Raw genomic sequence first — 9,966 nt, 5'->3', positions numbered from 1 at the left:
GTTTTTACTGCTGAATTATTTTAATCTACGCTTAATTTAACAATGTATCAATTAATTTATCCTAAGTTTGGCTAATCCAGATGTTTTTTTCTCGCTCGTGAGAAATCCGGGAGATGACCGTGGCCAGGGAGTCCAACTTCAGGAAGCCAAATAAAATCACCCCGAAAGTATTTTGCAGTTTCTGCATCTGTCTCACGAGGATGGCGCGGGTCTTGGTCGCCCGTAATCACACATATGGGAATATCAAATAGTATCTGAGGGTCGCAAATATAAAGCCCTCGTCCTTCAACATTTCTGCATTCGTTGCTCATCCGCGCACTCTCAGCGACCAAACTGCAAAAGTAATTCTCAAATGCCTGTTGCGGAAAAGTATCTGAATTGGTGAAATACTTTTTAGTATTTTCACGCGACTGGATACGTGGACGATCTTCGGGAAAAGCCAAAGAAGAGTTTTTTGTGATAATTGGTAATAGATTGGCTGGTGGACTTGGTGCAATGCCTATAATAGCTTTAACAAGTTTGGGATGAGTTTGTGCCGTCTGCCAACCAACGACACCAGACATACTGTGGGTAAGAATCACAGCCGGGCCAATCTGTTGGAGTAGCGCCACTGTAGCATTGATTACCCGTTGATATGACATCACCGGGAAGTCTGGAACAAAGCCCGACCGACCATGCCCTGGCCAGTCAACAATATAGGTTGGGTAGCCTTTTTCTACCAGATATGCTGCCCAACCTTGGCGATTATCGGGTGTTTTGACAAAGCAAGTACCTGTATGAAAGGCGCCATGCAAAAACACAATAGGAACTGAATTTTGGTCTTGACTCGGCCGGTAATATTGAACGTACATTTGGTACGGAATAGCACCAATAAAGAATTCTGTTTCAGTGTATGAATTCATTTTGAGAACAGACTTAAATCTTTACAGCAATGTTCGTTGTTCACTCGCTACAAAAAACTATTAACTGAAATTTTGAACAATTGCTCTCATGCAATTATATCATAGTCATGGGAACACAATCTGCTGAAATCAGCTTCTAATCTACCTTTCAAGCACCTCTGTTCTGGATGGATTTAAGAGCGATCGCGTTTTAGCTAAAACTAGAGATACAGATACAGAGGCTTGGAAAAGCAAACTTTTAAGTTATTTTACTGAATATTTTCAAAGCTTTATGTACACTAATTTTACAGTAAATAACTAAACATTAATAATTTTGTCATATAACAAAACCCCCTAAACATATAAAGTTTAGGGGGTTTCTTTAAAAACGCAATCAAAATTAAATTTCTTTACACCAGGATCATAACTCGGTTGTACGAGACATAGGACGTTCTGGTGTCTACAGAATATAATATAGCGAATATTAGAAGAGTTGTCAATGCCTCAGCCTAAACTAACAGATGATGAGCTAAAAGATATTGTGATGAATTTTTCAGCCGCACGTATGAAACCATATCTTAGCGCTGCGAATAGTAATCACGGCGACGCCATCAGAATATGTCAGATCAATACTCAACTTTCCGAGGCACTGTATCCAAGTTTACATACTTTAGAGATTGCTCTACGCAATACAATCGACAATGTATTATTAGTTGAGCATGGTAATGATTGGTTATGTAACGGAAAAATTGAATTAGACAGTTACGAATATGAGAATGTTAACGCTGCTCTTAAAAAATGCAAGCATAACTTAAATCGCTTAATTCCAGAACTGAGTTTTGGATTTTGGAAAAGCTTAATAGATAAAAAATGTTATGAAATTACGATATGGCGTCCTTTTTGTAAACAATTATTTAAATATGCTAATCCCTCTGATCTTAATATTAAACAAATACGACCAAAAATCAAAAATATACATTTGTTACGTAACCGCAATTTTCACCATGAACCAATTTGGAATTACCTGCAACTTGACAACATACATAGTGATATTTATTGTTTTCTCAATTGGATTAATCCAAAAGTTAGTGCTTGGCTCAGAGAATATGACCGATTTCCAGAAATATATCTAAGTACATCAACACTACTTGAACAAATGAAGGTTGCTCGAAATAAAAGATGGTGATTTGCTTAAAAACATCAATCAAATTTTTGGGCTGCACTGGCGCTAGGTGCTGGTGTGCATTACTTCCCCATGTTCGAGCTTATCTGCTAATACACGCAGAGCTAATGCTTGAACTCTAGCAACTGCTTCTTCTCGTGTCTGTCCATAAGCCAGTACACCAGAAAAACCAATCACTTCAGCTAAAAAGCGTCCATCCTCTTCTTGTTCAATTTCTATCGTGAAGTTCATAGCCAGTGAAGGTATTGTAATAAAAGCGATTCCTGAAATAAAACAAAAAATTTATATGACCTCAGTTGATTCTAGCAAGCACAAAAAAGCCAGAGCTATCAAACCTACCAGCCGCCGCCCTGCGAAAGAACTCTGTAGTGAGTGCGGACTATGCGATACATACTATATTCACTATGTCAAGGAAGCCTGCGCTTTTATTAATCAGCAGATAGGCGAACTTGAAGAAGAAACACACGCGCGATCGCGCCATCTTGACAACCCCGATGAACTCTACTTTGGTGTTCACCAAGACATGATAGCGGCGCGGAAACAGCAGCCAATCGAAGGCGCACAATGGACGGGTATTGTTAGCAGCATTGCTATTGAAATGCTCAATTGCGGCATAGTTGAAGGTGTCGTCTGTGTGCAAAATACCAAAGAAGACCGCTTTCAACCCATGCCTATCATCGCCCGTACCCCAGAAGAAATACTAGCAGCGCGGGTAAATAAACCAACTCTTTCCCCGAACCTTTCCGTGTTGGAACAGATAGAAAAATCGGGGATGAAACGGCTGTTGGTAATTGGTGTTGGTTGCCAAATCCAGGCATTACGAGCCGTAGAAAAACAACTTGGCTTAGAAAAGCTGTATGTTTTGGGTACGCCCTGCGTAGATAATGTTAACCGCGCCGGACTGCAAAAATTCTTAGAAACCACCAGCCGATCGCCTGATACAGTTGTGCATTACGAATTCATGCAAGACTTCCGGGTTCACTTCAAACATGAGGATGGCTCATCTGAAACAGTACCTTTCTTTGGCTTGAAGACCAACCAACTTAAAGATGTCTTTGCCCCATCCTGTATGAGTTGCTTTGATTACGTCAACTCCCTAGCCGATTTAGTCGTTGGCTACATGGGCGCACCCTTCGGCTGGCAATGGATTGTAGTTAGAAATGACACAGGCAAGGAAATGCTGGATTTGGTGAAAGACCAGTTAGACACCCAACCAGTAATGTCTAAAGGCAACCGGAAGGAAGCTGTACAGCAAAGTATTCCCGCTTACGATAAAGGCGTTACCCTCCCGATGTGGGCAGCAAAACTCATGGGTGTGGTGATCGAAAAAATCGGCCCCAAGGGTTTAGAATATGCGCGGTTTTCCATTGATTCTCACTTTACTCGGAATTATTTGTATGTAAAGCGAAATCATCCAGAGAAGTTAGAAGCGCATGTTCCAGAGTTTGCCAAGCGGATTGTTGAGCAATATAAATTACCAGAATAATGTTTACCGTTTGTGTAAAATATATCTAAGCAAAGCCTGCTTTTGCAAGCAGGCTTTGCTTAGATATGGGCAAACTTTTATATTAGATAGTAAAAGCTTGTTTGTAATTTTCTGCTCGCTCCCCATTCTCGACTCAGTTGTAACTACTACCTTGACGAGTAAACATTAAATGATACTGTCCGCCTAATGCTATAAGTTCGTCATGAGTGCCTACCTCGATAATTTGACCGTGTTCTAGTACTACTACTCGGTCTGCTAGTTTTGTCAAAGCGAGGCGATGGCTGACTACAACGGTTAAACTAGATAAATTAGCGCGTGTACGCACTATAATTGAACTGTAAGGCATCTGCACGCAGAGAAACATGGAAAAACTTGATCGCATCACCCTAAATCCTAATATTTGCTTGGGGCAACCAACAATTCGGGGTATGCGAATCACTGTTAGTGTCATCCTCAAGATGCTAGCGAATAGTAAGTCTGTGGCAGAGGTATTACAAGCCTATCCAGAACTGGAAGCTGAAGATATTCAACAGGCACTCAAATACGCCGCTTGGGTTGTTTCCGATCAAATTCAGATAGTCCCAACTGCTTGAGGAACACCTGTGACTGATATCAGGCTACTAGCAGACATGAACATTTCACCTCAGACTGTAGCTGCGTTGCAAGGGGAAGGATGGGATATTATTCGAGTCTCTGATGTTTTGCCTGCAACTACATCCGATTTGGAAATCTTAGAATTTGCCCGCCAGGAAAATAGAGTTGTTGTAACTCAAGATTTAGACTTTTCTATGCTGCTAGCCTTGGGAGGCTACAATCAACCAAGCTTAGTCACCTTGAGATTATCATTAACTGACCCAGACATCATTATTAAAAGGCTCATGAACACAATTCCTCAAGTAGAACAAATACTTAGGGAAGGTGGTGCTGTAACTATAGAAGATGCTACTGTACGTACCCGTAGATTGCCGATGAGATAATTTGTAGTTACAGCAGAGGACATCCTGGTTAGGACAAGTCTGGTATGGATAGCTGTGACAGCCGCTCTCAGCGAAACCTAAACTTAAGTTAATTGTGACTGAATCATCCACACCAAAATACCTAAAATTTGTTCTACGGGAGGAATTAAGTTCTCAGTTAAATCAATAGTAACAGTGCTATCCTCTAATTTTAGGAACGTCCACAGGTTGCCACTAGTAACACAACCGTAGATAGTAGCAATAGGTTTTTCGTATTTGGCATTAAACCTTTGGGCGGCGATCATTTCTGCGATACACTGCCCCAAACCACCTTTAAGATTTTCCTTTTTGGCTTCCACAATCACCACTGCTGGGGCTTCAATAAATAACTGTTCTGGCGAAATGCTAATCAGAAAGTCGCAAAATCCCGCCAGTCCCACTTCTGGCTCAACATTAAATTCTTCTCCAGAAAAGAAACTGATTTGTCTGTTAAGAATTTTTCGGACTTCAAATAATATTGGGCTGATAATCAATTCTGATCTAGCTTTCTCAGAACCCATTGCAATTGCTAACTGGATACTTTGTGCTAAAAATTCAGCCAGCAGAGGACTAGGTGAGATTGGTTCTATAGGAGGTAAAAATCGCCCACCTTCTACTAAGGTGAGATTAAAGTCTTGCTTTACTTTTCTTAAAGAAAACTCTCTATAGGATATCAAGTGTCTCCTAGTGACATCCCCTCTCCGCAATGCGAAGAGGGGCTAAGGTGAGGTTACGCCGGATAAATCCGTAAGCGGCGATTTGGTTCTTCGCCAAAACTATGCGACTTGAGGCGATAATGTTCTACCAACTCATGTTGCATTTTGCGAACTTGGGAAGAACGCGGCAATAATTCGACTGGCTGTCCTTTAGGAATCACAATTTGCTCAACAGCAAGTCTGGCTTCTTCAAGAGCATCCATTTCATCATCGCTACCATTGTGCAAAAACAGTTGCAATTCTAGGTCATCGGCCATCTCTGGGTCATCAATGTTCAGTAAGCGTCGCAAGCCACGGGTAATTTGGGGAATGGTGCTGGACTTAATTACGTGGATGGGTACATGACGGGCTTTGGCCATTTGGCGTAATTTGGCGTGGTTTTTGACGTGCGATCGCAGTGCTAAAATTGCATCAGCACTATCTATATCTTTTGTCAATACCACGGGCAAAGTTAGCACGCTAATTACCTGTTCTAGTTGATGGCGACTAACGCCATAGGGGTAAACGTGCAGTGGCAAATCTTCACCATTCGGCCCTGGCACTCTTGTAGCAGCATCCAAATCAATGCTTTCAGAATAATTGAAGGATTCATCCAGCAAACGGTCAAACTCAGTCCGTCCAGTCACCCGCTCTACAGGCAATTGCGGCAGTGCTACCATTTGTCCAGATGAACGCCACCCATTAGAGCCATTAGACTGTCGCGGGGGTGGGAAAGATTCCTCCACTGTCGCTAGCTGTCCACCGCGACCGTTGACAACAGCTAACTGCCTTGTAACCGCGACTTTGCCGTGGTCATCAACGGTTCTCGTTTGTGGGGTAGGCTGACGCCCGCGCAGCAGATTATCTACTGTGTCAGCAACACTTTCGTGTACTGTCCAGCGTTGGCGTTCCAACATTTCCACAGCAATTTCAAAGGTAGGAGGGGCTTTACGCTCCAAAACAGTCTTTTGAGAACCTCGCCGTCTGGCTTCATCGTCTCCCAGCGTCACAGCTTGGATACCCCCAACTAAATCAGCCAGGGTGGGGTTTTTAATCAGATTTTCGATCTGATTGCCGTGGGCAGTACCTACCAACTGTACGCCCCGTTCCGCAATGGTACGAGCCGCTAAAGCTTCCAGTTCTGTGCCAATTTCATCAATGACAATAACTTCTGGCATGTGGTTTTCCACTGCCTCAATCATCACCTGATGCTGTTGATCTGGATGAGCCACTTGCATCCGCCGAGCGCGACCAATGGCGGGGTGGGCAACATCACCATCCCCAGCGATTTCGTTGGAGGTGTCAATAATTACTACTCGCTTATGCAGATCATCCGCTAAAACACGGGCAATTTCCCGTAAGGCAGTAGTTTTGCCCACGCCTGGACGCCCCAGCATGAGAATCGATTTACCAGTTTCTACCAAATCGCGGATCATGCCAATGGTTCCGAATACCGCTCGACCAACGCGACAGGTCAAGCCAATAATCTTACCCGTGCGGTTGCGGATGGCGCTGATCCGATGCAAAGTTTGCTCAATTCCTGCTCGATTATCTCCGCCAAAGATTCCAACTCGTTGAATACAATCATCTATCTGTTCTTGAGTAACGGGTACTTCGCTCAGATACTCAGCTTGATTAGGAAACCGAGCCTCTGGGCGACGGCCCAAATCCAAGACCACTTCTACTAAACTATCTCGTTTGGGATGACTCTCTAGTACTTGTTGCAGGTCTTGGGGCAAAATGTCTAATAATTTTTGGAGATCGTCTGTAATCGTCATGCTTTCTATGGTGACGTTTTTAGAGATAGCGAGGACATTTGCGTGCAGGAGAAACTGCTCTGGGTAATTTCCCGAAACGAGCAATTAACGCTCCTGCTGTGACTTGATCTGGGAAACGAGAGAATGGGCAAGTTCTACAGCTTGCCAAAGTAATACGTCATTTTCTTCGAGGCGAAGATTCGTTTGCACATTGGTGTTATTTACCTCCTTATTCTCTAACTGTTCGAGAATTGGTGACAGCAGTACACGAGCGTAGCTACCGTAGGCGACCCCAGCAATTTTGGATTTTGAATTTTGCGAAAAGTTGTCAGCAGGGTTTCCCTCCGTAACAAACTTTTCAAGACGGATTTTAGATTGTGGATTGGCGGATTCTAATCTAAAATCTAAAATCGGCAATCTAAAATCGTTGAGTAGCCCCATTGCCTTTAACTTAGCAACGGTATAGCTATTTGTGCCGCCTGCTAACTGCACATATCCTGGTAACTTAGCTGCCAAAACTTTTTGCCCTAATTTCACCGCGGCTATTGTGGTGCCATCGCCAATATCACCACTCATCGGACGACCGTCGGTTTGCCAAATTAAAGCACTGTTGAGTGGGGCAATCAGTTCATATACTGCTCTTAGGTAGTCAATCATCCCCTCGCCATCGGGACAACTGATGGCTAGTAACTTTAGTTGATCCGCCCACGGTGAAATTGCTTGCCATAATTGCTGAAATTCTGCCAACCGCCCAACTTTTGTATGGATTTCTACGGCATCTACTCCCGTTGACATTACCAATGGCGCGATCGCTGACGGCGTTGACATATGTGAACTTGTATAAATTATATCATATGGGCAAACTGGTATACAACGACCGCAGCCATAGCACTTTTGTGATAATACTCCCGAAAAGTCTTCTTTTATACTGTTAAACACGATTGCTTGTGCCGGACAAATCCGTTCACAGGGTCTAGGGCACTCTGTAGGACACTCAGTAGGATTAAATTCTGCTTTCCGAAAATGGGGGTCTTCTCCATCGTTCAGGCTGACCATCAAAAAGGGTGAGTTGCCTTTGTAGTCAAAGCCTCGTTTTTGGGCTTCCCTAGCAAGAGTTCTGGCTACAAGTAGCGCTGCTTGCGCTGCTGCGATCACTGCTGGATCAGCTGCGACATCTATGCAGTCAGCGCCCGCCAAAGTATAGGCTAACGTTAAACTTCTGACTGCCGGCAAATGCTGGAAGCTGGCTCCGCAGATCAGCTTGAACCAGTCACCTTGTTTGAGAGATTGTAAAGGGGCGAACAAATCAGTCACTCTTCTATTATGCGTTTATGCGACTAAAAATAGTAGTCTGTAATCAAGAAAAAATCCGGATATCCTGATTAACGGACTTCCAAGTAAAAAAAATATCCAATTTTGGTAAGCATACTGGTAAAAGATTTCACCTCAAACTCAAGAATAATTAACACAAGGCTCAGGTTGCTCTATGGGAATTTCGATCGCAAATTCTGCTCCTTGCCCAACAGATGAGGTACAGGTAATATTTCCTCGGTGTTTTTGGACAATAATCTGATGGCTGATGGATAATCCAAGCCCACTACCTTTACCCACAGGTTTTGTCGTAAAAAATGGGTCAAATAAACGCGATCGCAACGACTCTTCTATACCAAGACCATTATCAGCGATCGCAATTTTGACCATATTCAATGTCACCTCTGTATGAATCCGAATTTGGGGAGTCGGAAGTTGGGAGTCGGGAGCAGAAGATTGATTCTCCACTCGCTCTTCTATTGCATCAATAGCATTATTCAACAGATGCATAAATACTTGGTTTAGTTCACTTGGATAACAAGTTACTAGGGGCAAGTTACCATAATCTTTCACTACAACAATTGCGGGACGATCGGCTACTTCCCTGAGTCGATGTTGTAACATCACCAAAGTATTTTCGATGTCTTCATGGATATTTACCGACTTCATTTCTGCTTCATCATGGCGAGAAAAGTGTTGTAGCGCCAGTACAATTTCCCGAATGCGATCAGAACCTCTATACATTGCACCTATCAGGTTTTGCAGATCCTTAACTATAAAATTCAGGTCTATATTATTGGCTATTTGCTGAATTTTTGGTGTGGGTTTGGGATATTCCTGCTGATAGACCTCAATCATATTCACTAGGTCTTGCACATATTGACCAGCATATTGGAGATTCCCATAAATAAAACTGATAGGGTTATTAATCTCATGAGCCAGCCCAGCCACTAACTGCCCCAGCGCCACCATCTTTTCGTTTTGAATTTGTTGAACTTGGGCGGCTTTCAAATTATCAAGAGCCTGTTGGAGTAAAAAGTTTTTTTCTTGCAGTTTAACTTGGAGCAAACGTAAATTAATCTGATTTTCAATTCGCAACACAACCTCTGCCCCATGAAAAGGTTTTGCAATATAATCTACACCACCAACGTCAAAGGCTTTTACCTTATCTACAACATCATCCAGGGCGCTAATAAAAATTACTGGGACTTCAGAAGTTTTCTCATCAGCTTTCAGTTGTTGACAAACTTGATAGCCATCCATATCTGGCATATTGATATCTAGCAAAATCACATCTGGCAAAACCATTTGACACGCAGTCAGTGCCATTTTACCGTTTAAGGCTTTGCGAACTTCAAAACCTTGTGCAGTCAACATCGCCGATAAAAGCCGTAAATTATCTGGGGTATCATCAACCACCAAAATATTTCTTTTATGATGGTTAGTTTGATTAAAATGCATTTCCCCTTTCCCCCTTCCTCCTCTTTTTCATCGGAGTATAGTAGATAGCACGCGCAGATTATCTAGCCGAGCGTCAACAATTAAATTTTTCCCAACTACTATTTCATAGCTATATCTTGACAGTTTAAAAGCAAGTGATAGCTGTTGCAGAATCCGTTCATAAACCTGTAATAATAAAAAAAATTCCAAAAAGTTTA

11 protein-coding genes are annotated in these 9,966 nt (G+C 42.6%); 4 read left to right on the top strand and 7 right to left on the bottom strand.

The genetic code is table 11. From position 1 onward, the window contains the following. Window positions 1-71: 71 nt before the first annotated feature. Entirely contained in the window at window positions 72-902 is an 831-nt protein-coding gene (locus HWQ23_RS31450; RefSeq protein WP_292837503.1) for an alpha/beta hydrolase, read from the bottom strand. A gap of 478 nt (window positions 903-1,380) precedes the next feature. Between HWQ23_RS31450 and HWQ23_RS31445 the strand changes: the two genes are divergently transcribed. After that, on the top strand, window positions 1,381-2,067 hold the full coding sequence (locus tag HWQ23_RS31445; RefSeq protein WP_292837501.1) for a hypothetical protein: 687 nt from the start codon (window positions 1,381-1,383) through the stop codon (window positions 2,065-2,067). Window positions 2,068-2,109: 42 nt separating this feature from the next. On the opposite strand, the gene HWQ23_RS31440 is transcribed toward HWQ23_RS31445, so the two are convergent. After that, the gene (locus tag HWQ23_RS31440; protein ID WP_292837499.1) at window positions 2,110-2,295 is read right to left on the bottom strand and encodes a type II toxin-antitoxin system HicB family antitoxin; all 186 of its coding nucleotides are present in this window, start codon (window positions 2,293-2,295) and stop codon (window positions 2,110-2,112) included. Between the two features lie 55 nt (window positions 2,296-2,350). On the opposite strand from HWQ23_RS31440, the gene HWQ23_RS31435 reads away from it, so the two are divergent. Continuing rightward, a complete protein-coding gene (locus tag HWQ23_RS31435; protein WP_292837497.1) occupies window positions 2,351-3,550 on the top strand; it encodes a Coenzyme F420 hydrogenase/dehydrogenase, beta subunit C-terminal domain in 1,200 nt (399 codons plus the stop codon). Between the two features lie 133 nt (window positions 3,551-3,683). Here HWQ23_RS31435 and HWQ23_RS31430 read toward each other — a convergent pair whose 3' ends face one another. Beyond that, entirely contained in the window at window positions 3,684-3,896 is a 213-nt protein-coding gene (locus HWQ23_RS31430; protein ID WP_292837495.1) for a hypothetical protein, read from the bottom strand. A 16-nt stretch (window positions 3,897-3,912) separates the two neighbouring features. On the opposite strand from HWQ23_RS31430, the gene HWQ23_RS31425 reads away from it, so the two are divergent. Both HWQ23_RS31425 and HWQ23_RS31420 read left to right on the top strand, forming a co-directional pair. After that, window positions 3,913-4,143 (top strand): DUF433 domain-containing protein, encoded by a 231-nt coding sequence (locus HWQ23_RS31425; protein WP_229501250.1) that lies wholly within the window; start codon window positions 3,913-3,915, stop codon window positions 4,141-4,143. A gap of 9 nt (window positions 4,144-4,152) precedes the next feature. Next, window positions 4,153-4,527, top strand: a complete 375-nt coding sequence (locus tag HWQ23_RS31420) for a DUF5615 family PIN-like protein (RefSeq protein WP_292837493.1) — start codon at window positions 4,153-4,155, stop codon at window positions 4,525-4,527. An 83-nt stretch (window positions 4,528-4,610) separates the two neighbouring features. On the opposite strand, the gene HWQ23_RS31415 is transcribed toward HWQ23_RS31420, so the two are convergent. The 4 genes from HWQ23_RS31415 to HWQ23_RS31400 form a co-directional block, all read right to left on the bottom strand. Next, on the bottom strand, window positions 4,611-5,219 hold the full coding sequence (locus HWQ23_RS31415; protein ID WP_292837516.1) for a hypothetical protein: 609 nt from the start codon (window positions 5,217-5,219) through the stop codon (window positions 4,611-4,613). Between the two features lie 56 nt (window positions 5,220-5,275). Then, window positions 5,276-7,018 (bottom strand): R3H domain-containing nucleic acid-binding protein, encoded by a 1,743-nt coding sequence (locus HWQ23_RS31410; RefSeq protein WP_292837515.1) that lies wholly within the window; start codon window positions 7,016-7,018, stop codon window positions 5,276-5,278. Window positions 7,019-7,102: 84 nt separating this feature from the next. Further along, window positions 7,103-8,311 (bottom strand): circadian clock protein LdpA, encoded by a 1,209-nt coding sequence (gene ldpA / locus HWQ23_RS31405; protein WP_292837491.1) that lies wholly within the window; start codon window positions 8,309-8,311, stop codon window positions 7,103-7,105. Window positions 8,312-8,449: 138 nt separating this feature from the next. Beyond that, a complete protein-coding gene (locus HWQ23_RS31400) occupies window positions 8,450-9,769 on the bottom strand; it encodes a hybrid sensor histidine kinase/response regulator (protein WP_292837490.1) in 1,320 nt (439 codons plus the stop codon). Window positions 9,770-9,966: the final 197 nt, after the last annotated feature.

The organism is Nostoc sp. JL33, assembly GCF_017114985.1.
Taxonomy (GTDB): domain Bacteria; phylum Cyanobacteriota; class Cyanobacteriia; order Cyanobacteriales; family Nostocaceae; genus Nostoc.
Note: the sequence above shows the minus strand (reverse complement) of the source record. Positions and strands in the feature narration are given on the sequence as shown.

Bases quoted from the DNA above. Each gene is read 5' to 3' on its own strand.
- HWQ23_RS31410 (WP_292837515.1), bottom strand. From the start codon at position 7,018: ATGACGATTACAGACGATCTCCAAAAATTATTAGACATTTTGCCCCAA.
- HWQ23_RS31400 (WP_292837490.1), bottom strand. From the start codon at position 9,769: ATGCATTTTAATCAAACTAACCATCATAAAAGAAATATTTTGGTGGTT.
- HWQ23_RS31435 (WP_292837497.1), top strand. From the start codon at position 2,351: ATGACCTCAGTTGATTCTAGCAAGCACAAAAAAGCCAGAGCTATCAAA.
- HWQ23_RS31445 (WP_292837501.1), top strand. From the start codon at position 1,381: ATGCCTCAGCCTAAACTAACAGATGATGAGCTAAAAGATATTGTGATG.
- HWQ23_RS31440 (WP_292837499.1), bottom strand. From the start codon at position 2,295: ATGAACTTCACGATAGAAATTGAACAAGAAGAGGATGGACGCTTTTTA.
- HWQ23_RS31450 (WP_292837503.1), bottom strand. From the start codon at position 902: ATGAATTCATACACTGAAACAGAATTCTTTATTGGTGCTATTCCGTAC.
- HWQ23_RS31425 (WP_229501250.1), top strand. From the start codon at position 3,913: ATGGAAAAACTTGATCGCATCACCCTAAATCCTAATATTTGCTTGGGG.
- HWQ23_RS31430 (WP_292837495.1), bottom strand. From the start codon at position 3,896: ATGCCTTACAGTTCAATTATAGTGCGTACACGCGCTAATTTATCTAGT.